Source organism: Sphingobium phenoxybenzoativorans, from assembly GCF_001757355.1.
GTDB classification, from domain to species: domain Bacteria; phylum Pseudomonadota; class Alphaproteobacteria; order Sphingomonadales; family Sphingomonadaceae; genus Sphingobium; species Sphingobium phenoxybenzoativorans.
Genome location: NZ_MINO01000001.1, coordinates 145,342 through 167,490 on the forward strand (window position 1 = coordinate 145,342; position 22,149 = coordinate 167,490).

20 protein-coding genes and 1 tRNA gene are annotated in these 22,149 nt (G+C 63.9%); 13 read left to right on the top strand and 8 right to left on the bottom strand.

The window, feature by feature from the left end; all coding sequences use genetic code 11:
• Positions 1 to 2: 2 nt before the first annotated feature.
• From BHQ40_RS00755 to BHQ40_RS00785, 7 genes are read left to right on the top strand one after another with little or no spacing between them, the layout of a single operon-like run.
• Positions 3 to 1,610: a hypothetical protein gene (locus BHQ40_RS00755; protein WP_070151140.1), complete on the top strand. Its 1,608-nt coding sequence runs from the start codon at positions 3 to 5 to the stop codon at positions 1,608 to 1,610.
• A gap of 20 nt (positions 1,611 to 1,630) precedes the next feature.
• Positions 1,631 to 2,809: an XrtA/PEP-CTERM system-associated ATPase gene (locus tag BHQ40_RS00760; protein ID WP_070151142.1), complete on the top strand. Its 1,179-nt coding sequence runs from the start codon at positions 1,631 to 1,633 to the stop codon at positions 2,807 to 2,809.
• 31 nt (positions 2,810 to 2,840) lie between these two features.
• Positions 2,841 to 3,713: an XrtA system polysaccharide deacetylase gene (locus tag BHQ40_RS00765; protein WP_070151144.1), complete on the top strand. Its 873-nt coding sequence runs from the start codon at positions 2,841 to 2,843 to the stop codon at positions 3,711 to 3,713.
• On the top strand, positions 3,710 to 4,780 hold the full coding sequence (locus tag BHQ40_RS00770) for a FemAB family XrtA/PEP-CTERM system-associated protein (protein WP_070151146.1): 1,071 nt from the start codon (positions 3,710 to 3,712) through the stop codon (positions 4,778 to 4,780). The genes BHQ40_RS00765 and BHQ40_RS00770 overlap by 4 nt, the downstream gene beginning before the upstream one ends.
• Positions 4,777 to 5,997 (top strand): TIGR03087 family PEP-CTERM/XrtA system glycosyltransferase, encoded by a 1,221-nt coding sequence (locus BHQ40_RS00775; protein ID WP_070151148.1) that lies wholly within the window; start codon positions 4,777 to 4,779, stop codon positions 5,995 to 5,997. Before BHQ40_RS00770 ends, BHQ40_RS00775 begins: the two co-directional genes overlap by 4 nt.
• Positions 5,994 to 7,529 (top strand): exosortase A, encoded by a 1,536-nt coding sequence (gene xrtA / locus BHQ40_RS00780; protein WP_070151150.1) that lies wholly within the window; start codon positions 5,994 to 5,996, stop codon positions 7,527 to 7,529. The genes BHQ40_RS00775 and xrtA overlap by 4 nt, the downstream gene beginning before the upstream one ends.
• 11 nt (positions 7,530 to 7,540) lie before the next feature.
• Positions 7,541 to 9,439: an XrtA/PEP-CTERM system amidotransferase gene (locus BHQ40_RS00785; RefSeq protein WP_070151152.1), complete on the top strand. Its 1,899-nt coding sequence runs from the start codon at positions 7,541 to 7,543 to the stop codon at positions 9,437 to 9,439.
• A 444-nt stretch (positions 9,440 to 9,883) separates the two neighbouring features.
• Here BHQ40_RS00785 and truA read toward each other — a convergent pair whose 3' ends face one another.
• A complete protein-coding gene (truA, locus tag BHQ40_RS00790; RefSeq protein WP_070151153.1) occupies positions 9,884 to 10,627 on the bottom strand; it encodes a tRNA pseudouridine(38-40) synthase TruA in 744 nt (247 codons plus the stop codon).
• Complete coding sequence (gene fmt / locus BHQ40_RS00795; protein ID WP_070151154.1) at positions 10,628 to 11,536, bottom strand: methionyl-tRNA formyltransferase; 909 nt, start codon at positions 11,534 to 11,536, stop codon at positions 10,628 to 10,630.
• Positions 11,537 to 11,589: 53 nt separating this feature from the next.
• Here fmt and recR point away from each other — a divergent pair, with 53 nt between their 5' ends.
• From recR to BHQ40_RS00810, 3 genes are all read left to right on the top strand, one after another.
• A complete protein-coding gene (recR, locus tag BHQ40_RS00800; protein ID WP_070151155.1) occupies positions 11,590 to 12,186 on the top strand; it encodes a recombination mediator RecR in 597 nt (198 codons plus the stop codon).
• Positions 12,187 to 12,276: 90 nt separating this feature from the next.
• Positions 12,277 to 12,801, top strand: coding sequence for a peptide deformylase (gene def, locus BHQ40_RS00805; protein ID WP_070151156.1), 525 nt, complete (start codon positions 12,277 to 12,279; stop codon positions 12,799 to 12,801).
• A gap of 213 nt (positions 12,802 to 13,014) precedes the next feature.
• On the top strand, positions 13,015 to 14,457 hold the full coding sequence (locus BHQ40_RS00810; RefSeq protein WP_070151157.1) for a DNA recombination protein RmuC: 1,443 nt from the start codon (positions 13,015 to 13,017) through the stop codon (positions 14,455 to 14,457).
• A gap of 179 nt (positions 14,458 to 14,636) precedes the next feature.
• Here BHQ40_RS00810 and BHQ40_RS00815 read toward each other — a convergent pair whose 3' ends face one another.
• The 5 genes from BHQ40_RS00815 to BHQ40_RS26000 all read right to left on the bottom strand — a co-directional run bounded on the left by BHQ40_RS00815 (position 14,637) and on the right by BHQ40_RS26000 (position 17,112).
• Positions 14,637 to 15,050: a holin family protein gene (locus BHQ40_RS00815; RefSeq protein WP_070151402.1), complete on the bottom strand. Its 414-nt coding sequence runs from the start codon at positions 15,048 to 15,050 to the stop codon at positions 14,637 to 14,639.
• A 30-nt stretch (positions 15,051 to 15,080) separates the two neighbouring features.
• A complete protein-coding gene (locus tag BHQ40_RS00820; RefSeq protein WP_070151160.1) occupies positions 15,081 to 15,620 on the bottom strand; it encodes a glycoside hydrolase family 108 protein in 540 nt (179 codons plus the stop codon).
• A gap of 750 nt (positions 15,621 to 16,370) precedes the next feature.
• Entirely contained in the window at positions 16,371 to 16,580 is a 210-nt protein-coding gene (locus tag BHQ40_RS00825) for a hypothetical protein (RefSeq protein ID WP_070151162.1), read from the bottom strand.
• Between the two features lie 150 nt (positions 16,581 to 16,730).
• Positions 16,731 to 16,807, bottom strand: a tRNA-Pro gene (locus BHQ40_RS00830).
• A gap of 167 nt (positions 16,808 to 16,974) precedes the next feature.
• Positions 16,975 to 17,112, bottom strand: a complete 138-nt coding sequence (locus BHQ40_RS26000; RefSeq protein WP_171905721.1) for a hypothetical protein — start codon at positions 17,110 to 17,112, stop codon at positions 16,975 to 16,977.
• A 369-nt stretch (positions 17,113 to 17,481) separates the two neighbouring features.
• On the opposite strand from BHQ40_RS26000, the gene yajC reads away from it, so the two are divergent.
• The 3 genes from yajC to BHQ40_RS00850 all read left to right on the top strand — a co-directional run bounded on the left by yajC (position 17,482) and on the right by BHQ40_RS00850 (position 20,809).
• Positions 17,482 to 17,817 (top strand): preprotein translocase subunit YajC, encoded by a 336-nt coding sequence (gene yajC, locus BHQ40_RS00840; protein WP_070151166.1) that lies wholly within the window; start codon positions 17,482 to 17,484, stop codon positions 17,815 to 17,817.
• A 23-nt stretch (positions 17,818 to 17,840) separates the two neighbouring features.
• The gene (gene secD, locus BHQ40_RS00845; protein WP_070151168.1) at positions 17,841 to 20,426 is read left to right on the top strand and encodes a protein translocase subunit SecD; all 2,586 of its coding nucleotides are present in this window, start codon (positions 17,841 to 17,843) and stop codon (positions 20,424 to 20,426) included.
• 74 nt (positions 20,427 to 20,500) lie between these two features.
• A complete protein-coding gene (locus BHQ40_RS00850; RefSeq protein WP_070151404.1) occupies positions 20,501 to 20,809 on the top strand; it encodes an Mth938-like domain-containing protein in 309 nt (102 codons plus the stop codon).
• A gap of 120 nt (positions 20,810 to 20,929) precedes the next feature.
• On the opposite strand, the gene BHQ40_RS00855 is transcribed toward BHQ40_RS00850, so the two are convergent.
• Positions 20,930 to 22,102, bottom strand: coding sequence for a glycosyltransferase (locus tag BHQ40_RS00855; protein ID WP_070151170.1), 1,173 nt, complete (start codon positions 22,100 to 22,102; stop codon positions 20,930 to 20,932).
• Positions 22,103 to 22,149 lie beyond the last annotated feature (47 nt).

Here is a 22,149-nt window from a genome sequence, read left to right on the forward strand (position 1 = left end):
CAATGGGCCGCTCAACTTTCCTGAAAGCCACGACGGCGATTGTGCTGGCGGGCGCGGTCATGCCCGCGTCCGCGCGCGAGAAGCGGCTTGAAATCGAACCGTATCTGGAGGTCAATCAGACTGTCCTGACCGACATCAAGGGCGGCGACGGCGATGTGCTGGCCTATAGCAGCGCGGCGGTCGGCGTGGACGCCCGCGTCACCACCCGCGATGCAGAGGGGCAGGCCAATATCCGCTACGAACATCAGTTCGGCTGGGGCGGCAATGTCGGCGATCAGGATATTATCAGCGGCATCGCGCGCGCCCGGATCGATCCTATCCAGGATATTTTGCATTTTGAGGCAGGCGGCATCGCCACCCGCACGCGCAGCGACTTTGTCGGCGCGGGCAACGGCGCGCTTGCGGGCGCGGACGCCATCGCGAAGATTTACTCCGGCTATGTCGGTCCCACGCTCACCACGACTGCGGGCGATCTGACGATCAATGCCGCCTATCGCCTGGGATATACAAAGGTTGAGGACGATAGCGGCCTTGCCTTGCCGGGCGGACAGCGGCTGCGCTCCTATGACAGCAGCCTGTACCAGAGCGCCAGTGCGTCGGTGGGCATGCAGCCCGGCCCGCTGCCGGTTGGCTGGACGGTCAGCGTCGGCTATGACCGGGAGGACGCCGATCCGCTCGACCAGTTGTTTGAGGATAAATGGGCGCGGCTCGACCTGACCCTGCCGGTTTCGCCGACCACGGCGATTGTCGGCGGCGTGGGATATGAGGATCTGGAGATTGGCCAGCGCGACGTGCTGCGCGACGCCAATGACGATCCCGTCATTTCGCCGTCCGGCCGCCTGGTCACGGACAAATCCTCGCCGCGCCAGCTATCCTATGACTTTGACGGGCTGATCTGGGATGTCGGCGTGCTCTGGCGGCCCAGCCGCCGCACCTCGCTGGAGGCGCGGATCGGCGAGCGTTACGGCTCCTGGCGCTTCACCGGCAATTTCACCTGGCAGCCGGATCGCGACAGTTCGGTCAGCATTTCCGTGTTCGACGGCATCGACAGTTTTGGCCGCATGATGAACGGCTCGCTTGTCGGCCTGGGCACCAGCTTCAATGTTCAGCGCAATCCGTTTACCGGCGATCTCAGCACCTGCGTATTCGGCGTGCAGGGCGGCGGTCAGTGCTTCAACGATGCGCTTTCGGCCATCAGCGCGGCGAACTTCCGCCATCGCGGCGTCAACGCGCAATATTCGGCCGAGCGCGGCGCGTGGAACTGGGGCGTCGCCGCCGGTTATGCCCGCCGCAAGTTCATCGCCCCGGCAGGCGGCGTGTTTGACGAGGTCAATGGCGCGACGGATGAGAATTATTACGTCAATCTCATCGCGGGCCGAAAGATCGATCAGCGGTCGGGCGTGAACGGCACCATCTACGCCAACTATTATGACTCTGGCGTGGATGGCGTTCTCGATGTTCTGAATGTCGGCGCCTATGCCAGCTATTATCGCGACTTCACCCGCCGCCTGACCGGCACGGCCTCGGTCGGCGTCGACGGGGTGGACCCCAAGGGCATCGAGAGCATCATCAGCGCGCTCGCCCAGATCAGCCTGCGTTACCAGTTCTAAGCGTTCGAAAGAGGTACGAGATGTACGATCAGTTCTACGGATTGAAGGGGCGGCCGTTCCAGCTCACGCCCGATCCGCATTTCTATTTCGAGAGCGCGACGCATCGCAAGGCCTTGTCCTACCTCGGTTATGGTCTGGCGCAGGGCGAGGGCTTCATCGTCATCACTGGCGACATCGGCGCGGGCAAGACCACGCTGGTCGGCCATGTCATGGCGTCGATTGATCCGGCGCGTCTCACCGCCGTCAAGATCGTGTCCACCCAGGTGGAGGGCGACGATATGCTCCGCCTCGCCGCCCAGGCTTTCGGCGTGCAGGCAGATGGCGTGGCGAAGGCCGAAATCCTGAACCGGATCGAAGGTTTCCTGCATAGCCAGGCCCGTGCCGGCCGCCGTACCTTGCTGATCGTCGACGAGGCGCAGAATCTGCCGGTCTCCGCAATCGAGGAATTGCGGATGCTGAGCAATTTCCAGCTTGGCGGGCAGGCGCTGCTGCAGATTTTCCTGCTCGGCCAGCCCGAATTCCGCGACCTGATGGCGTCGCCGGGCCTTGAACAGTTGCGCCAGCGCGTCATCGCCACCCATCATCTCGATCCGATGCTTGCGGATGAAGTGCAGCCCTATATCGAACATCGTCTGGGGCTGGTCGGCTGGCAGGGCAATCCGCGCTTCACGCCGGAAGCTTGCGCCGCCATCCATGCCGCGACCGGCGGCATTCCGCGCCGGGTGAATGCCGTGGTGAGCCGCGTGCTCCTGCTCGGCGCGATCGACCGCCTCGATCTTATCGATACACCGGTAGTTGACGCTGTGGTCGCCGACATGAGCCATGAGGGCGAAGTGGCGGAGGCGGCGCCGCAGGCCGCACCCGTTTCTGCACCCGTGGCTACGCCGGTCCGCGCCGTGCCCGATAGTCCGCCCGCCGAAGCGGTTGCCGCGCCAGCGCCCTCGTCGGCCGACCTGCTCGATCTGCATCGCATCAAGGCGGAACTGGACGAGTTGCGCGCGGCGCTTGCGGACCGGAGCGGCGCCGGAGACCTAAGCGCCCTGTTCGAGCGGCTGAATGCCGTGGAGAAGCGGCTTGCCGTTTCGGAGCAGCGGGCCGCAGATCAGGACGCAGCCTTGCGCCAGGTTCTGACGCTGCTGGTCGAATGGGTTGAGCGCGAGGATGACGTTGCGCTTCACGCGCACGACCGGGCAGCCTAACAGGGGCAGCCCGGCGGGGCGGAGGACAGCGATGCGCAATGCCCTTTCTGTCGATGTGGAGGACTGGTTCCAGGTCGGCGCGTTCGAAAATACGATCGCGCGCGACGACTGGGCCGGACTGCCACATCGCGTGGAGCGCAATACCGACGCTGTTCTGGAATTGCTGGATGACGCGGGGGTAAAGGCGACTTTCTTCACGCTGGGCTGGGTGGCGGAACGCTATCCCGCGCTGATCCGCCGCATCGCGGAAAATGGGCATGAGGTGGCGAGCCACGGTTATGACCATCAACGGGTGTTCACCTTCACGCCATTCCGCTTCAGGGCTGATCTGAGAAAAGCCCGCGACCTGCTTGAGAATGCGGCGGGATGCCGGGTAACGGGCTATCGCGCGCCGAGCTTTTCCATCGACACGCGTACCCCCTGGGCGCACCCGATTCTGGCGGAGGAGGGCTATGTCTATTCCAGCTCCGTCGCGCCGGTAAAGCATGACCATTATGGCTGGCCGGACTCGCCCCGTTTCGCCTGGCATCCGGTCGAGGGTAGCTCGCTGGTCGAACTGCCCGTGACCACAGCCCGTTTCATGGGACGCACGCTGGCGGCGGGCGGCGGCGGGTTTTTCCGCCTCTTTCCCTATGCCTTTTCCCGCTGGGCCGTAAGGCAGGTCAATGGCGATTATGCTCGCCCGGCGATCATCTATTTCCACCCCTGGGAAATCGACCCGGATCAGCCCCGCGTCGAGGAGGCGCCCCTGCGTTCGAAAGTCCGCCATTACACCAATCTGCGTCTCATGGCGCCGAAACTCCGCAGGCTGGCGCGCGACTTCGCCTGGGGACGCATCGACGAACTTGTGGAGGCTGAGGCCGCCCGTCTGACGTCCACCCCGCTGGTGGAGCAGGCGGCATGAACGCCAGTTTTGATCCGGCGGCGGTGAGCGTCGAGGAAATCCGGCTGACGGATCGCGCGGCGGTGGCGGAGGTTGAGGCTTGGCTGAAAACCCGGCCGGAGTCCACGCCCTTTCACCGGCCCGCATGGATCGCGGCGGTGGCGCGCGCCAATGGTCAGCGCGCCATCCTGCTGGTCGCGCGCGATGTCGTCGGCGGGATCGCCGGCGTCCTGCCGCTTGTCCTGATCCGCTCCGCTCTGTTCGGCCGGGCGCTGGTTTCCAGCGGATTCGCCGTGGATGGCGGCATATTGGCGCTCAATCCGCGCGCCGAGGCGGCTCTGGCCGATACGTGCTGGCGGCTGGCGGAGGCGCATGGCTGTTCGACGGCGGAATTGCGCGGCGGGCCAGCGCCTGAAGGGTGGACGGTGAAGGCCGACGCCTATCTGGGTTTCTCCAAGCCGCTGGAGGCGGATGACGAGGCGCAGCTTCTGTCCATACCGCGCAAGCATCGCGCAGAGGTGCGCCGGGGTATCGCGAACGATCTGACGTTCGAGATGGGTTCTGACCGCCGCCTGCGGGACATCCACTACCGTCTCTATTGCGAGAGTGTGCATCGCCTGGGGACGCCCGTCTTTCCCCGCGCGCTGTTCGATGAGGTGCTGGACGCCTTTGGGCCGGATGCCGACATCGCGCTGGTCAGCAAGGACGGGACGCCGCTATCCTCGGTGCTCAGCCTCTATCATGGCGATGCGGTCATGCCCTATTGGCAGGGTGCGGCGCTGGCGGCGCGGGCCGAGCGGTCGAACGAATATCTCTATTTCCGCCTGATGACCTCGGCGCGGGAGCGGGGATGCAGGATTTTCGACTTCGGCCGGTCGAAAGTCGGCACCGGACCCGCCGCATGGAAAAAGACATGGGGTTTTGAAGGCGTGCCGCTCAGCTATGCGCTACGTGCGGCCGACGGGCAGGCCCTTCGGGACGTTAATCCGCTCTCTCCGCAATATCGGCGGAAGGTGGAGATGTGGAAGAAACTGCCCCTCCCCGTCGCCAATCTGGTCGGCCCCTGGCTGGCGCGGGGGCTGGGATGAAAGACGGCGGGATCGGCGAGATCCTGTTCCTCTGTCATCGCGTTCCCTTCCCCCCTGATCGCGGCGACAAGATCCGCTCGCACAATCTGCTGCGCCGGCTGTGCGATATCGCGCCGGTCCATGTCGGCTGTTTTGCCGACGACGCGCGGGACATGGGGTTCGCCACCGAACTTGGCGACATGGCGGAAAGCCACAAGGTCATCCCGCGCAATAACAGCCGGATGCTCGCGGGACTGAAGGGCTTGGCCAATGGCCAGCCGATGCTGGTCGCCCTGTTCGATCATCCCGCCATGCATGACTGGGCGCGCATGATCCTCGCCACGCGCCCCATATCGGCTGTGGTCGCCTATTCGGCGCAGATGGCGCATTTCGTGCCGGTCCTCACCGCGGGCCAGCGCTTCGTCATGGATTTCGTCGATCTCGATTCGGCAAAATATACCGCCTATGGAGAAGGACAGGGCGGCCCGCTTGGCTGGATCAACCGGCGCGAGGGCAGGGTATTGCTCGATTTCGAGAAGGCGGTCGCCGCGCGGGCTGATGTCAGCACCTTTGTAAGCGAGGCGGAAGCTTCGCTGTTTCGCGCCGTCAGCGGTCTGGGCGTGGACAAGGTGCGGCCGCTCGAAAATGGCGTGGCGCTCGACTATTTTTCGCCTGATGCGCAGTTTGAGCATCTGTCTGCCGATGAGCGCGGGGCGGAGCCGTTGCTCGTTTTTACCGGCCAGATGGATTACCGCCCGAATATCGAGGCGGTGGACAGCTTCGCCAAGATCAGCATGCCGGTCATCCGGGAGGCTTATCCCGACGCCCGTTTCGCGATTGTCGGCCGCAGCCCGACGCCAGCGGTCGAGGCGCTGGGGGTGCTTCCCGGCGTGGTCGTGACCGGCGGCGTTCCGGACGTCAGGGGCTGGCTTGCCGCCGCCGATGTCGTGGTTGCGCCCCTGCGCATTGCGCGCGGCATCCAGAACAAGGTGCTGGAGGCGATGGCTATGGCGCGCCCGGTCGTCGCTTCGGCGCAGGCGTCGGAGGGGATAGATGTGCAGTGGGACCGGCATCTGCTGGTCGCGTCGAATGCGGGGCAGGAGGCGTCGCTCGTCCTCAAGCTGCTTTCCGATCCCGCCAAGGCGGCGGAACTGGGCCGGGCGGCGCGCGCCCGTATGGTCGAACGCTATGACTGGAGCGCCACGCTTTCGGGCCTGCCCGCATTGATCCGCGGATGAACCGCGCATTCCCCATGCCTCGCACGTCGTCCATCGGAGAGCGGCTTGATGGCTGGCGCGGACATATTTTTGCGCTTGGCTCCGTCTCCCTCGCCATCATCCTTCTGTTCGTCCGCGACGTAACGGACATGGCGGCGATCTGGTGGGGGGCGTCCACCTATGGCCATTGCCTTTTCATCCCGTTCCTGATCGCCTGGCTGGTGCAGCAGCGGCTTGGCGGCCTGCGCAGGCTTAACCCGGTCGCCTGGTGGCCGGGCCTGCTATGGCTTGGGGCGGGGGCATTGTGCTGGCTGGCTGGCGACGCCGCCAGCGTTGCGCTGTTCCGGCATCTTGGCGTGGTGATCATGCTGCAGGGGGCCGCCATCGCCATTCTGGGCGCGAATGTCTCGCGGGCGCTCGCCTTCCCAATCTTCTATGGCTTCTTTCTGATTCCCTTTGGGGAGGAAGTGGTCCCCACGCTGCAGTTGCTGACAGCAAAGCTGGCGGCGGGGCTGTTGGGGATCGCTGGCGTGCCCGCGCATCTCGACGGCATCTTCATCTCGACTCCGACCGGCTATTTTGAAGTGGCGGAGGCTTGTTCCGGCGCAAAATTCCTGATCGCCATGACCGCCTATGCAGTGCTGGTCTGCAATGTCTGCTTCCGCTCTTGGGGACGCCGGATCGCCTTCATGATGGGCGCGCAGCTCTTGTCGATCCTTGCCAATGGCGTCCGCGCCTTCGCCACCATTTACGTCGCGCATCTGACCACGGTGGACGCGGCGGTGGGGTTTGATCATGTCGTCTATGGCTGGGTATTCTTCGCCCTGATAATGACAGTCACCATGGCGATCGCCTGGCCTTTCTTCGACCGGAAGCCCGGTGATGCGGTATTTGATCCCGCAATGCTGCAATCGCGCTTTCCAGGCGCGGGACAGCTTGCTTATGTCGCGCCCGCCGCGCTTGCCCTCGCTGCATTCGCGCCCCTCTGGTCCTACGCCACGGCTGCGCGCGCCGAACCCGTGCCGTCAAATCTCGCATTGCCGCAAGTGCCGGGCTGGCAGAGGTCGGATGCGCCACAGGCTTTCCCATGGATGCCGCGCTTCGACGGAGCGGACCATCTGGCGCTTGGCCGCTACCACGATTCGCATGGCGTCACCGTCGATCTCGCCATCGCTGTGTTCGACCGGCAGGAAGAGAAGCGCGAGCTTGTCGGCTTCGGCCAAGGCGCCATCGATCCGCAGGGGCAATGGGTCTGGTCCTCGCCCGCGCGTGCGCCGGCCGATGCGCGCGGCGAACAGATCACCGCGCCGGGGCCGGTCGTCCGCCATGTCGTCAGCTTCTATGCGCTGAACGGCGTGGTCACGGGCAGCGCGGGCAAGGTGAAGCTGGAGACGCTGAAGGCGCGGCTGCTGGGCGGCGACCAGCGCGCCGTCGCGATCCTGGTGTCGGCGGAGCAGGCGGACGGCGCGCCCGCAGACGCCGCGATAGCCGCATTCCTGCGCGATCTGGGGTCCATAAAGGAACTGGCTGACGCAAGCGCAGGCATCCGCTAAGGCCCCTTCTTATGTGCGGCATTGCGGGCATCTTCCACCTTGAAACGGCGAAACCGGTCGACCCTGCGCGCGTCCGGCTGATGACTGACGCCATCGCGCATCGCGGGCCGGACGGGGCGGGCGTTTGGACCGCGCCCGGCGTGGGCCTCGGCCATCGCCGCCTGTCGATCATTGACCTTGGCGGCGGCGCGCAGCCGATGCTGACGGAGGATGAAAGCCTGGCCGTCACCTTCAATGGCGAGATCTACAATTTCGCCGCCGTGCGCAAGGAGCTGGAGGCGAAGGGGCATCGCTTCCGCACCAACAGCGATACCGAAGTCATCCTGCACGGCTATCGCCAGTGGGGCGAGGAGTGTGTGAAGCGCTTCGACGGCATGTTCGCTTTCGCGCTGTTCGACCGGCATGCGCAGTCGCTCTGGCTGGTGCGCGACCGGCTGGGCGTAAAGCCGCTTTATTATGCCCAGGTGTCGGACGGCAGCCTGCTGTTCGCGTCGGAACTGAAGGGCCTGCTCGTCCATCCGCTGCTGCGCCGGGAGCCGGACGTCCGCGCTGTCGAGGATTATATGGCCTATGGCTATGTCCCCGATGACGTCTGCTTTGTCGCCGGCGCCAGGAAATTGGGCGCGGGGGAGACGCTCCGTCTGGTGCGCGGCAAGGGCCTGCCGGCACCGCAACGCTATTGGGACATAAGCTTCGCCGACCGGACGAACGCCCGCGAACCGGCGCTGGAGGAAGAACTCGTCTCCCTGATGCGCGCCGCCGTGCATTCGCGCATGGTCGCGGACGTGCCGCTGGGCGCATTCCTGTCGGGCGGCGTGGACAGCAGCAGCGTCGTTGCCCTGATGGCGGAGGCCAGCCCGCGCGCGGTCAAGACCTGCACGATCGGCTTCGACGTCGCCTCGCTTGACGAGACAGCCTATGCTGATCGCATCGCCCGGCGCTTTGCCACCGATCATCGCACGCGCATTGTCTCGCCGGACGATTTCGGCCTGATCGATCGCCTGGCCCACCATTTTGACGAGCCCTTTGCCGATGCCTCCGCGCTGCCAACCTTCCGGGTGTGCGAACTGGCGCGCGAGGAGGTGACGGTCGCTCTGTCCGGCGACGGCGCTGACGAGGCATTTGCCGGCTATCGCCGCCATCTGTTCCAGCATCAGGGAGAGCGAGTCCGCTCCCTGATTCCCGCCTCCCTGCGTGAGCCTGTGTTCGGAAGGCTGGGCCGCTGGTATCCAAAGGCCGACTGGGCGCCGCGGTTCCTGCGGGCGAAATCGACCTTCATCGAACTGGGGCAGGATGGGGCGGAGGCTTATGCGGCGTCTGTCGGCGTCACCCCCCACGCCATGCGCCAGCGTCTCTACAGCGACTCCATGAAGGCCGCCCTTGCTGGTCATCGCGCCGAGGACCGCTATGTGCGGGCGATGCGCGACGCGCCGGCGCAAGAGCCGCTCGACCGCGCGCAATATGCTGACATGAAGATATGGCTGCCCGGCGATATCCTGACCAAGACCGACCGGATGAGCATGGCGGTGGGGCTGGAGGCGCGTGAGCCGTTGCTGGACCACCGATTGATGGAATTTGCGGGGCGCTTGCCGGTCAACATGCGAATCCACGGCAACAGCGGCAAATATCTGATGAAGAAGGCGATGGAGGCCTATCTGCCGCAGGATATTCTCTATCGCCCCAAAATGGGCTTCGTCACACCGATCAGCGACTGGTTCCGGGGCGCGCTGGCGAAGGAGGCGGCTGGCATCGCCGGAGGGTCGGCGCTGGCGCGGACGGGTTGGTTCGACCTGAAAGCCGTTGCAACGGCTGCGGCGGATCACAAATCCGGCATGTCGGATCATGGCCGACTGCTGTGGCAATTATTGATGCTGGACAGAGCGTTAGGCCGCGTTTTCAATCTCGGCTGAGGATATGGTGTTACGCAATCGCAACGACGATTGCGTTTGTTGCAATCGTATTACTGATCTTCGCAATTGCGGTAGAAAGGGACATCCCGCAAAGAGAATGTGCCTTTCAGGCATCCTCTCCTAAAACTTTTCGGGCTGATCTTCGGATCGGCCCTTTTTTTTGGGCTGAGATTATACTAAAGGCCGGTTGCTGCTGCCGCGCCGAACTATAAAAAGTATTTGGAGCGGAGCCGCCGGTAAGACCGGCATGGCGAGGCTGCGGCATGGGGGATCGAGCCGCGTCACGCGCTCTCCCCCATCCCCTTTTTTCAAGTCCATCGGCATTTGGCTCCGAGCGGCCAGAAAGCGCAACGTGCTCCTGCGAAAGCAGGAGCCCAGTTTCGCCGTCTGATCTCGTCTCCTGCTTTCGCAGGAGCGCGCCCGTCATTTCAGTCGCACCGATGCCTAATTGTCGTAACGCGCGCTCATGAAATAAAGGCCGTCCGGCGGCGCGTTCAGCCCCAGTTCCGCGCGATCCTTCGCCGCCAGCGCGCGCGACAGGTCCATGCCGGTCCACTTCCCGGTTCCGACCAGAGCGAGACACCCGACCATCGACCGCACCTGATGATGGAGGAATGAGCGGGCGGCGGCGGCCACGATCACGCTTTCGCCCTCTCGCCGGACATCCAGCCGGTCGAGCGTCTTGACCGGGCTGGCCGACTGGCAATGCGCCGACCGGAATGTCGTGAAGTCGTGCAAACCCACCAGACTCTGCGCTGCGTCATGCATCGCCGCGACGTCCAGCGCCTGCGTTACCCGCCACGCGAGGCCGGATTCGAAGGTCAGCGGCGCACGGCGATTGACGATGCGATATTCATAGGCGCGCCCGATGCAGGAAAAGCGGGCATGCCAATCGTCAGCGACGGCTTCACAGCCCAATATGGCCACCGGGTGCGGGCGAATGGTGGCGTTGATGGCTTCCATCAGGCGAAAGGGCGTGATCGGTTTTTCGATGTCGGCATGGGCGCGCATCGCCCGCCCGTGGACGCCCGCATCGGTGCGCCCGGCGGCATGGATTATGGCGTTCTCGCCTGTTACGGCATGGATCGCATCCTCTATCGCCTGTTGCACCGACGGGCCATGTGCCTGCCGCTGCCAGCCCATGAAGGGGCGGCCGTCAAATTCCACCGTGAAGGCGAATCGCGTCACTCAGTCATCCACCCGCGTTCCCGCCGGCATGTCGAACCCGCGCAGCAACTCGCCTGCGCTCATCGCTGCCTTGCCAGCGCGCTGGATAAGCGTGGGGCGAATGCTGTGACGCCCGCAGCCCAGCAACAGGCTGTTGTCCAGCAATTCCCCCGCTGCGCCATTCGCATCCTCGCAATGCGCGGCGAGGATACGGAACCGCTCGCCGCCATATTCGAAAAAGGTGCCGGGCGCCGGGTTGAACGCCCGGACCTGCCGCTCGACCTGATGCGCATCCTGGGAGAAGTCGATGCGGGTTTCAGCCTTGTCGATCTTCGCTGCATAGGTGACGCCCTCCTGCGGTTGGACCACGGGGGGATGCTCATCGAGGGCGTCGAGCACGTCCAGCATCAGTTCGGCCCCCGCCACTGCGAGTTCAGCCGTCAGCGCGCCCGCCGTCTTGCCCTCGACCGGGGTGACATGCTTGGCGCGCATCGGCCCGGTGTCGAGGCCCGCCTCCATGTCCATGATGGTGACGCCGGTCACATTGTCTCCGGCCAGTATCGCCCGCTGGATCGGCGCAGCGCCCCGCCAGCGCGGTAGCAGGGAAGCGTGGATATTAAGGCAGCCATGGCGCGGCGCGTCCAGAATCGCGCGGGGCAGGATCAGGCCATAGGCGGCGACCACGGCGACATCGGCGTTCAGCGCGGCAAAGGCGGCCTGGACTTCCGCATCCTTCAGGCTGACCGGCGTGCGGACCTCTATGCCCATCTCCTCCGCCCTTGCATGAACGGGGGAGGGGCGCAGCGCCTTTCCACGGCCCGCGGGACGCGGCGGCTGGCTATAGACAGCCACGACCTCATGCCCCGCCGCCGCCAGTTGTTCCAGCGCCGGCACCGCAAAATCCGGGGTTCCCATATACACTATCCGCATGCCGCCCTCTCAAGACCTTGCGGGGGCGGAGCGCAAGACCTTATGTGCAGGATATGGCGTCCCCCGAAATCGATGCGCTGACACAGGCGCTCTCCCGGCTTCCCGGTCTTGGTCCCCGGTCCGCGCGGCGGGCGGTGCTTCACCTGCTGAAGAAGCGGGAGGCGGCGATGGCTCCGCTGCTGCGCGCGCTGGAGGCGGTGAATGACCGGCTCTCGACCTGCCATATCTGCGGCAATGTCGATACGGTTGACCCCTGCGGCGTCTGCACCGATCCGCGCCGGGACAGCCGGGCGCTGTGCGTGGTGGAGGATGTGTCGGACCTGTGGGCGCTGGACAAGTCCCGGCTGTTCCCCGGCCGCTTCCATGTGCTGGGCGGGCGCTTGTCCGCGCTGGATGGCGTGCGGCCGGAGGATCTGGCCATCGATTCGCTGATCGGCCGGGTGTCGGCCGGCGGCATTGATGAGGTGGTGCTGGCGATGAACGCCACGCTGGAGGGGCAGACGACTGCGCATTACATCGCCGAACGGCTGGAGGGCTATCCCGTCCGCCTGACCCAGCTCGCCCATGGCCTGCCCGTGGGCGGGGAGCTGGATTATCTGGATGAAGGCACGCTGGCGCAGGCGCTCCGCGCCCGGCGGCCTCTCGGCTGAACGATGTGCTCCGTCGATCAGTGTGACCGGAACAAAGCGCGACCGGATGACTTGATATTCCGCCGCCTTTCCCATATTTTCCCGTAATATATGGCTATTCTTCCTATCATCGAGACACCGGACCCTCGACTCCGCACCATCTCGACGCCCGTTGAGGCGATCGACGATGATCTTCAGCGCCTGATTGACGACATGTTCGACACCATGTACGACGCGCCGGGCATCGGCCTTGCCGCCATTCAGGTGGGCGTGCCCAAGCGCCTGCTGGTCATCGACCTGCAGGAGCCGGAGGAGGAGGGAGGCGATCCCGTCAAACATCCGATGGTGTTCATCAACCCCCAGATATTGGAAGGGTCGCAGGATCTGTCCGTCTATAATGAGGGCTGCCTGTCCGTCCCGGAACAGTTTGCGGAGGTTGAGCGCCCGGCAAGCATCCGGGCAAGCTGGATGGACCGCGACGGACGCATCCGCGAGGAACGGATCGACGGGCTTCTCGCCACCTGCCTTCAGCATGAGATGGATCATCTGGAGGGTGTGCTCTTTATCGATCATCTGTCCCGCCTGAAGCGCGAGATGCTGCTCAAGAAGCTGACCAAGGCGCGCAAGGCGGCCTGATCTTTCAGGCTGGTCAATATCAGTATCAGCCGTTCGCCCTGAGCTTGTCGACGGGCTGTCCTTCACTTGAAAAGAAGTGCAGCCCCCTTCGGCGAAGCTCAGGGCGAACGGGTGTGCGCTATCCAGATGGGATTGATGTTCAGCTCTGACCTTGCCAGCGAAGCGCTGCGCCGGTAAGTTCTCATTTCGTTCCTGTTTTGAGAGCTTGCCCGGATGGACCCTGTAACCCTAGCGTTGATCGTCCTTGCCGTATTCGTCGCGCTGGGAATCGGGTGGTTCCTGGGCGGCAGAGGGTCGGCCGCGCTCATCGCCGAGAAGGCGGACCTTGCTGACCGGCTCGAAAAGACGACCGAACAGCGTAATGCGGCGTTTAAAGACATAGCTGTAGAGCAGGAACGCGCTGGGCAGGCCGCTGCCCTGCGCGACCGGCTCGATACCGTGCAGGCGGAGCGGGAGGCGGCCCTGCGCGAACTGGCGGCGCTCCATTCCGACCAGCGCGCGCGCACCGAAGCGTTCGAGGCGCAGATAAAGGCGCTGACCGAGGCGAAGGAGCAGCTTTCCGCGCAGTTCAGCGAGATTGGCGGCAAATTGCTGGGCGAGGCGCAGCGCCAGTTTCTGGAGCGCGCCGATCAGCGGTTCGGCCAGGCCCATGAAAAGAGTGAGGCGCAGTTGAAGGCGCTGCTGCAGCCCGTCAACGAAACCATCAAGCTGTACGACCAGAAGGTCAGCCAGATCGAGCAGCAGCGCACCGAAGCCTATGGCAATCTCACCGGCCTGATCGAATCGATGCGGGTGGGGCAGGAGGCGGTGCGCAGTGAGGCGCAGCGGCTGGTCAATTCGCTGCGCGCCGCGCCCAAGGCGCGGGGCCGGTGGGGCGAACAGCAGCTTCGCAATGTGCTCGAAAGCTGCGGCCTGTCCGAACATGCCGATTTCCAGACTGAGGTCAGCGTGGAGGGCGAGGATGGCCGTCTGCGTCCGGACGCGATCATCCGCGTGCCCGGCGGCCGGGCGCTGGTGATTGATGCGAAAGTCTCGCTCAATTCCTATCAGGACGCTTATGGCGCGGACAGCGAGGAGGAGCGCCGCCGCCACATGGCCGCTCATGCCGCGGCGATGAAGGCGCATGTCGATACGCTGGGCCGCAAATCCTATGCCGACCAGTTCGACGAAGCGCCCGACTATGTGATCATGTTCGTGCCGGGCGAACATTTCCTGTCGGCGGCACTGGAGCAGGAGCCTTCGCTTTGGGACTTCGCTTTTTCCCGCCGGGTGCTGCTGGCGACGCCGACCAACCTCATCGCCATCGCCCGCACCGTCGCTGCGGTGTGGCGGCAGGAGAAGATGGCCGACGAGGCGAAGCGCATCGGCGCGCTGGGCAAGGAGCTTTATGAGCGCATGGCCGTGGCCGCCGGGGCGCTGCGCAAGCTCGGCAACCGCCTCAACGGCGCGGTGGCGGATTACAACGCCTTCTCCGCCAGCTTCGAAACGCGGGTGCTGGTCACGGGACGCAAGTTTCGCGACCTGAATGTCGAAACCGGCGGCAAGGAGATCGAGATGATCGAGCCGGTCGACGCGCTGGCCCGCATGCCGGGATCACCAGAGGGGCTGCGGGCGCTCCCGGATCTGGCCGAACCGGGGGCGGAAGCCGCGGAGTAAGGGGCTTCTCGGATCCGCTGGCTGTGGTGGATTGGATGTGATTTTTCCGCTTGGAATCGGAAGGCGATAGCATCCGTCACGCCTGAGCAGGCAGGCATTCCGCTTGGATGTGCGATCCGATGGATAGAGCGGGACCCCTGCCTTCGCACGGGTGACGGTTATCCTCCGGGCGGCGGGATCTACCGCTCGACCCCCTTCGCCTTCCCCCATGCCCGCGCCGCCGTATAGCCCAGATACCCGGTGCCAAACAGCGCGTAGAGGGGCTCCGGTATGCCAGCGAGATAAGCGTTCATGCCGCGCGCGATCGCCTCGGCCATGTCCGGCCGCGCGCCCGCGATCAGGCCCATGGGTATCGCCCAGAGCAGAAGGGCATACATGACATAGAGGAATGCGGGCCGGGCGCGGCTTGTCCACGGATCGGCCGATTGCGCCTCCGCCATGATGGCGGACAATTGCGTGCGGATGGCCTCCATCTCCTGGCTGCCCTCCAGTTTCAACAACTCCAGCTTTGCGCGGTCACGCGCTTCGGGATCGGGAATGATCTTGTCGATCAGCTTGGCGACGGGACTGATAATGCCTTCGAGAAGGGACATGCGCATTCCTTTCCGGAAATAGGGAGAGAGTTAACCGATGCGGTTGGCAAGCCATCCGTAGAGAAAGGCTTCATTGGCCGGGCGGCGTTCGGCCAGGTCGATATAGCGTTCACCCTGCAACGCCTCCATCGCCTTTAAAAGCACTGTCTCCCCGCGCGGACCGCGCAGTTTCAGGAAAGCAGTCAGCGCCGCCAGCGTCCGCGCGCCCACCTTCTGGTCGATGGAGAGATCGGCATAATCCCGGCCGTTGCGGTTAAGCGCATTGAGCGTGCGCTGGAGAAATCCCGCCGCCACGCCCGGTCCCATATTGACGCCCGTATCGAAAAGCTCGGCGGCGACAAAGGGCGCGATTTCCGCGACAAAGGCGAAGGCCGGGCGGTCCCAATACAGCGCGCGATAAATGCGGACGGCGGTAGAGCGAGGGAGGTCGCGCATGTCGCCGCCATAGCTCTCGGCGCGGGCGACGGCCTGCGTAATGCCAAACTTCGTGGGACCGCCGCGGTCGGCCGGATGGTCGCAATAACCGCCCTCGCGGGCGATCACTTCGTCGATCAGATTGTCGATATTCATACATGCCTCCCAGCATCGGAAGGTCAATGAATTATCCCATATGGTTATATGTAGGACAGGGTTTTCATCGACCGGAGACTAAGCAGAGAACTGTGAAGTTGCGCAAGTCGCGAAGGATGCACCTTCAAACGGCTTGAGGAGGCGGGGAAACCGAGACCATCGTTCATCGTGCAAATGGTACGGTTCATTCGACTACTTCGTCTTCGTGCTGCTCTAGCCAGCTTGGGATAAAGGCACCATCGAGCAGACCGACATCATCAAACTTGTCGAGAACCTGCGCCGGTGGGAAGATGATGGCACATGGGACCGGGCATATGCTCGCTGACGGTGAGCCAGCATGGCTGGTAGCGTGGCGGGAAGCGCAGCCTTGCCATCCACCGAGGTGCATTGCTAGCTCGTTAGCATGTCACGAACACATATAGTCCGCATAATAGCAGTAGCTTTGGCGATATTCGTTATTCAGATTATCATTCTTAAAGCAACGGATCGGAAAATCCGGCTGTCATCGGTACTTACGCGAGTTTACATCTATGAGGGCGATTTAGTGTCGATCACTCCTCCGAAAAATGCCGACGAGGCATCAAGGACTGTGACAGCAGATTGGCTAGTTTGCCGATATTGGAATGGGATAGTCGTCAAAACATTCCTAAGCCCAGCAATGGAGCCCTGCCCGATAATTACACCTTAGTCCCCGATGACTAGATTTACCTGCCTCGCGCCTGCGCCTTCGGGCGTTGGGTGCTACTATGATCAGGGCAGCAGCTTGTGGCGAATGATGATGCTACTCACCGCTTGCCAGCTATCTGAGCCGGTATAGCGCAATGCCCGAATCAGATCAGGACGCTCACGCTCTAACTTCAGGTATGTACCGAGCCCACCTGTTGAAGCTGGGGGCGGGGACTTTGCAAAGTCGTCCTTGATGTAATCGACAATCTCAATCTCTGCTTCAGCTTTGTTCATGTCACGGCTCCTCATCGCAATTATTAGGGGAGGAGCGATGCCAAGCAAGGCGTAGTGTGGGCAGCTTATGGTCTGCTTATGGGCTGCGCGCGCAAGGGTGCGAGCAGCTTTCGCTGCCTACATAACCCATTGCAAATGTCAGTGATTTTTTGGTCGGGGCGAGAGGATTCGAACCTCCGACCCCCACACCCCCAGTGTGATGCGCTACCAGGCTGCGCTACGCCCCGACCGGAGGGCGGCATTTAGGCGGATGTCTTGTCACATGCAAGGGCCTTGGCAGCATCAATCGGCTGCCCGGACGCCAGGCATGAAAAAGCCATGCGGGGCGATCGCCCGGCATGGCCCGGAATCCTGCAAAAGCGGAAATCCCGCGAGAGGATGGCTGACGAAGGCGTCAGCCGATCATGTCGGCGACGATCTTGCGCAATTCGCTTCCCGACAGGGTGGGCGAGTGGCGGCGCGCCGCGGGGCGCAAGGCGCGGCCGGGCAGCGGCTTCAGATGGCCGATGGTGGAAATGGCTTGGCTGTTCATATCAATCTGGTCCTTCGGGGCGGCGTTTCGGTCCGCCGGCAAAAATCGGAAAATTATACAGGGTTCGCATGGGCGGCGGCTTGGGGCGGGCGGCGCATATGCCGTCTTCCGGTCCCCGGTTCGGGGCCGCCTCCATCCGCGCAATCCGCGAACGCCCTCTCTATGTAGGAATACATGGTTAATTTTCAATGAATTCACTCATGCGCCATAAGGCTGGCCGGGTGTGTGGGACGGTATGACCGCAATCCCCTTATCCCCGCGATCCGCCCAATGCTGTTGCCACCCGGCCCTGCTTTGTGTTAGCCGCGCGCCCTTGACGGCAAAGGGTGCAGACGCGCCCATAACGCCCATGGCATCGAAAGTTTCTCCATGTTCTCAACCCCTGCCTTTGCCCAGACCGCGGGCGCATCCGCTTCTTCCGGCGCCTTCATTGCGCAGGTCGCGCCGCTGGTCCTCATTTTCGCGGTATTCTACTTCCTGCTCATCCGTCCGCAGCAGAAGCGGATGAAGGATCAGAAGGCGAAGATCGACGCAGTGAAAAAGGGCGATCAGGTCATTACCGGCGGCGGCCTGGTCGGCAAGGTGGTGCGCGTCGACGAATTTTATGTCGATGTGGAACTGGCCGCTGGAATGAAGGTGAAGGCGGTCAAGTCGACGCTGACCGACGTGCTTGACCCGATGTCGGCCAAGCCCGCCAACGACTGAACGCCAGAGACGAAAGACCCGCCATGCTCGTCTTCCCGCGCTGGAAAGTGGCGCTGATCATATTGACTCTGGCTCTGGGCGTATTGTTCGCCGTGCCGAGCTTCCTGCCCGACCGCATCGTGTCGAAGCTGCCTGCGGCCATGCAGACGCGGGTCAATCTGGGCCTCGACCTCTCCGGCGGCAGCCATTTGCTGCTGGAGGCCAATCCGGACGATGTGGCCAAGCAGCGCGTCGAGAATATGGAGGAGCAGGTCCGCACCGCGCTGCGCCGTGATCAGCCGAGGATCGCCATCGGCGATATCTCGCGCAAGGACGGCAAGCTCAGCTTCATGGTGCGCGACAACAGCCAGGTCGACGCCGCCGTGGAGCGTCTGCGTCCGCTGACCCAGGGCGCGGGGATGACCGGCCAGCGCGACTTCAATGTCGAGGTTGTGGACGGCAACACCATCGTCATCACGCCGACCCAGGCGGGGATCGACAAGGCGATCAATGATTCGATGGATGTCGCGACGGACGTGATCCGCAAGCGCATCGACGAAATGGGCACGCGCGAACCGACGATCATCCGTCAGGGTTCGAACCGCATCGTCGTCCAGGTGCCGGGGCTTCAGGACCCCAAGGCGCTGAAGGACTTGCTTGGCCAGACCGCGAAGCTGGAATTCAAGCTGGTCGACTATGCCGCCAACCCTGCGGAGGTGGCGCAGGGCCGCGCGCCGGTGGGCAGCGAAGTGCTGCCCTATCCCGACAATCGCGGCGGTCCGCCGGTCATCGCGGTCAAACGGCAGGTCATGGTCAGCGGCGAGGACCTGATCGACGCGCAGCAGACCTATGAGCAGCAAAGCAACACGCCGGTCGTCTCCATCACCTTCAACAGCGCCGGCGGCCGCAAGTTCGGCCGGGTGACGTCGGAAAATGTCAATCGCCCCTTCGCCATCATCCTTGATGGGAAGGTGCTGTCCGCGCCCAACATCAACGAGCCGATCCTGGGCGGTTCCGCGCAGATTTCCGGCAATTTCTCTGTGGAGAGCGCCAATCAGCTCGCCATCGCCTTGCGTTCGGGCAAGCTGCCCGTCGCGCTGACGGTGGTTGAGGAACGCACGGTCGGGCCGCAGCTTGGCGCGGACTCGATCCGGGCGGGCATCCTCGCCTCCGCCATTGCGGCCGGGGCGGTCATCATCTTCATGTTCCTCAGCTACGGCCGGTTCGGCGTCTATGCGAACCTGGCGGTGGTCATAAACATCTTCGTCATCCTGGGCGTCATGGGCCTGCTGAACGCGACCCTGACCTTGCCGGGCATCGCCGGTTTCGTGCTGACCATCGGTACGGCGGTGGACGCCAACGTCCTGATCTATGAGCGTATCCGCGAGGAGCGGCGGCGGGGCAGGGGCGTCGTTCAGGCGGTCGAGTTCGGTTATAAGGAAGCCAGCCGCACCATCTTTGAGGCGAATGTCACCCACGCCATCGCCGGCGGCATCATGCTCGCGCTTGGTTCCGGCCCGGTGAAGGGCTTCGCGATCGTGCTGCTGATCGGCATCGCGACCTCGGTGTTCACGGCCGTCACCTTCACCCGCATGCTCGCCGCCCACTGGCTGCGCAAGGAACGCCCGGCTGACATCAAGATGGGCATCATGCGCATCGTGCCGGACGATACCAATATCGGCTTCGTCGCGATCCGCCACTGGGCGTTCGGCCTCACGGCGCTGCTGACGGTGCTGGCGGTCGGCGCGGTGGGCGTAAAGCATCTCAATCTGGGCGTCGATTTCGTCGGCGGCCTGATGATCGAGGCGAAGTTCGCCGAAGCGCCGCATCTGGACAAGGTGCGCTCCAGCATCGAGCGGCTGAATGTCGGCGAAAGCTCGCTGCAGCAGTTCGGTGATCCCAAGACAGTGTCGATCCGTCTGCCGGTGCCGGATCAGGGCGGTGCGGGCGCATCCAACCTGGTGGTGGAGAAGGTGCGCAAGGCGATGACGGCGGAATATCCGGGCGTCGTCTTTTCGCGCTATGACACGGTGTCGGGCAAGGTTTCGGGCGAGCTGATCCAGAACGGCATCCTGGCCGTGATGCTGGCGGTGATCGGCATCGCGATCTTCTCCTGGTTCCGGTACGAATGGCAGTTCGGCGTCTCTACCTTCGTTGCGATCATGCACGACGTGCTGATGACGCTTGGCTTCTTCGCGGTCACGCAACTGGAGTTCGACCTGAATATCGTCGCGGCGGTGCTGACGATCGTCGGCTATTCGATCAACGACAAGATGGTGATCGACGACCGCATCCGCGAGAATATGCGCAAATATCGCAAGATGGACATGAAGGGCCTGATCGACCTGTCCGTCAACGAAACGCTGCCGCGTACGGTGATGACCTCGGTCACGGTGATGCTGGCGCTGGCCGCGCTGCTGATCTTTGGCGGCCATGTGCTGCGCGGCTTCACGGCGGCGATGATGCTGGGCATCGTGGTCGGCACCTATTCCTCGGTCTATGTGTCCTCCTCGCTGCTCATCACGCTTGGCCTGAAGCCCCAGTTGACCGACAAGAAATCGGCCAAGGGGATCGCCGGGCAGGGTGAGCGGGTCACTGCGCGGGCCGCGGATGACGGCGCGCAGCCGTAAATGGTATGGAACTGAACCGCGACGAAGCGCCTGCGGGACCGATCGTCACCGGTTTTTCGGGGCGGGGTTTCCGGATACGCGACACCGTGTTTCCGGGCGGCCTGCTGCTGACGCCGGAAAGCGCTCTGCCGTGGGAGGATTGCCCGGCGGTGGAGGCGTTGACGCCGGTCGCGCTCGGCTCTCTCTGCGATATTGATCCAAAGCCGGAGTTCATGCTGCTGGGCACAGGCAGTGGTCTCATCCAGCCGCCCCGGGCCTTCGTGCGGGCGATGGAGGAGCAAGGCATCGGCGTCGACGTGATGGACAGCCGCGCCGCCGCCCGCGCCTGGGGCGTGCTGCGCGCAGAGCAAAGATGGATCGTTGCGGCGTTGATGCCTTTGTGAGTCTGGACGGAAGGCCAAATACCCTCCGTTCGCCCTGAGCCTGTCGAAGGGCTGCCCTTTCTTCAAGTAAGACAGGGCTTCGACAAGCTCAGCCCGAACGGAACAGGGAAAGCGATCTGCTCAACCCTTCCCCGCAATCCCCCGCAAATGCTCTAGCAGCCCATCGCCATTCGCCTGCCAGGTGAAGCGGAGCGCCGTTTCCCGCACAGCCGCCGGATCGGGCGGATTGTCGATCAGGGACCGGATCGCTTGCGCGATCGCCTCCGGCTCACGGTCGACGATATAGCCAGCCTCCGGACGGTCCATCAGTTCCCGCGCGCCGCCGACATCGCTGATGACGATCGGCCGCCCGCAGGCCAGCGCCTCGACCCAGGCATTGGCCAGCCCTTCCGATGCCGAGGGAAGCGCCATGACATCCGCCGCCGCGAACAGGCGGGGCAATTGGTCATGCGACACCGCGCCAAGGAAGCCGACGCGGTTCGACACGCCCTCCGCCTCCGCAAGCTGCTCGTAGCTGCGCCTGTGCGATCCCTGACCCACCAGCATCAGGGTGACGTCCGGCAGATGTTTCAGCGCCCGGATCAGCAACTCCTGTCCCTTGCGCGGGATCAGCGCGCCAACGCTCAGCACCACGGGGCCGGAAAGCTGAAAACTCTCCTTGGCGGAGGCGCTGTCGCCGGGCTGGAACCGGTCAAGATCGACGCCGGTATAATGGACCCGTATGCGCTCGCCATCCATGCCGAGCGAGATCATGGACCGGCGCATGGTCTCGGACACAGCAAGCAGACCCGCCGCCGCATCCGCCGCCTTCAGCACCGCCCGCCGGGTGGAGGGCAGCTTGCCCCAATAATGGATGTCGGCCCCGCGCGCCTTGACGGAGAAGGGAATGCCCAGCTTCTTCGCGATCCGCGCGGCAACCGGTCCGTCGGGATAGAAGAAGCTGGCGTCGATGACGTCGAATGGCTCCTGCCGGTGCAGCTTGCGCACCAGCGGCAGGATGGCGCGGGTCATGAAGGCCACGTTCATCGCGCCGCTGACCTTGGGGATCACGGTAAAGCGTGGGCGATAGACCGTCAGGTCGCGCCAGAACTCCATGCGCGGAATGTAGCGCAGCTCCTTGTACGGCGCGGCCATGGACAGGGGCCAGGGCGGAATGCCGATCGGCGCGACCACCGTCATTTCGACACCCGGCCTTCCCGCCAGCTCGCGCGCCTGCCGTTCGACGAATACACCGAAATTGGGTCTGCTCACATCCGGGAACAGGGTGGAGAGCATGAGGACGTGAAGCGTCATGGGGTGAGCTATACCAGCGTGGATCAACAAGCGTTAGATGCGCAAAC

What these genes read in the sequence shown, in the direction of transcription:
- BHQ40_RS00755 (WP_070151140.1), top strand. Translation starts at nt 3, where the DNA reads ATGGGCCGCTCAACTTTCCTGAAAGCCACGACGGCGATTGTGCTGGCG.
- BHQ40_RS00760 (WP_070151142.1), top strand. Translation starts at nt 1,631, where the DNA reads ATGTACGATCAGTTCTACGGATTGAAGGGGCGGCCGTTCCAGCTCACG.
- BHQ40_RS00765 (WP_070151144.1), top strand. Translation starts at nt 2,841, where the DNA reads ATGCGCAATGCCCTTTCTGTCGATGTGGAGGACTGGTTCCAGGTCGGC.
- BHQ40_RS00770 (WP_070151146.1), top strand. Translation starts at nt 3,710, where the DNA reads ATGAACGCCAGTTTTGATCCGGCGGCGGTGAGCGTCGAGGAAATCCGG.
- BHQ40_RS00775 (WP_070151148.1), top strand. Translation starts at nt 4,777, where the DNA reads ATGAAAGACGGCGGGATCGGCGAGATCCTGTTCCTCTGTCATCGCGTT.
- xrtA (WP_070151150.1), top strand. Translation starts at nt 5,994, where the DNA reads ATGAACCGCGCATTCCCCATGCCTCGCACGTCGTCCATCGGAGAGCGG.
- BHQ40_RS00785 (WP_070151152.1), top strand. Translation starts at nt 7,541, where the DNA reads ATGTGCGGCATTGCGGGCATCTTCCACCTTGAAACGGCGAAACCGGTC.
- fmt (WP_070151154.1), bottom strand. Translation starts at nt 11,536, where the DNA reads ATGCGGATAGTGTATATGGGAACCCCGGATTTTGCGGTGCCGGCGCTG.
- recR (WP_070151155.1), top strand. Translation starts at nt 11,590, where the DNA reads ATGGCGTCCCCCGAAATCGATGCGCTGACACAGGCGCTCTCCCGGCTT.
- def (WP_070151156.1), top strand. Translation starts at nt 12,277, where the DNA reads ATGGCTATTCTTCCTATCATCGAGACACCGGACCCTCGACTCCGCACC.
- BHQ40_RS00810 (WP_070151157.1), top strand. Translation starts at nt 13,015, where the DNA reads ATGGACCCTGTAACCCTAGCGTTGATCGTCCTTGCCGTATTCGTCGCG.
- BHQ40_RS00815 (WP_070151402.1), bottom strand. Translation starts at nt 15,050, where the DNA reads ATGTCCCTTCTCGAAGGCATTATCAGTCCCGTCGCCAAGCTGATCGAC.
- BHQ40_RS00820 (WP_070151160.1), bottom strand. Translation starts at nt 15,620, where the DNA reads ATGAATATCGACAATCTGATCGACGAAGTGATCGCCCGCGAGGGCGGT.
- BHQ40_RS00825 (WP_070151162.1), bottom strand. Translation starts at nt 16,580, where the DNA reads ATGAACAAAGCTGAAGCAGAGATTGAGATTGTCGATTACATCAAGGAC.
- BHQ40_RS26000 (WP_171905721.1), bottom strand. Translation starts at nt 17,112, where the DNA reads ATGAACAGCCAAGCCATTTCCACCATCGGCCATCTGAAGCCGCTGCCC.
- yajC (WP_070151166.1), top strand. Translation starts at nt 17,482, where the DNA reads ATGTTCTCAACCCCTGCCTTTGCCCAGACCGCGGGCGCATCCGCTTCT.
- secD (WP_070151168.1), top strand. Translation starts at nt 17,841, where the DNA reads ATGCTCGTCTTCCCGCGCTGGAAAGTGGCGCTGATCATATTGACTCTG.
- BHQ40_RS00855 (WP_070151170.1), bottom strand. Translation starts at nt 22,102, where the DNA reads ATGACGCTTCACGTCCTCATGCTCTCCACCCTGTTCCCGGATGTGAGC.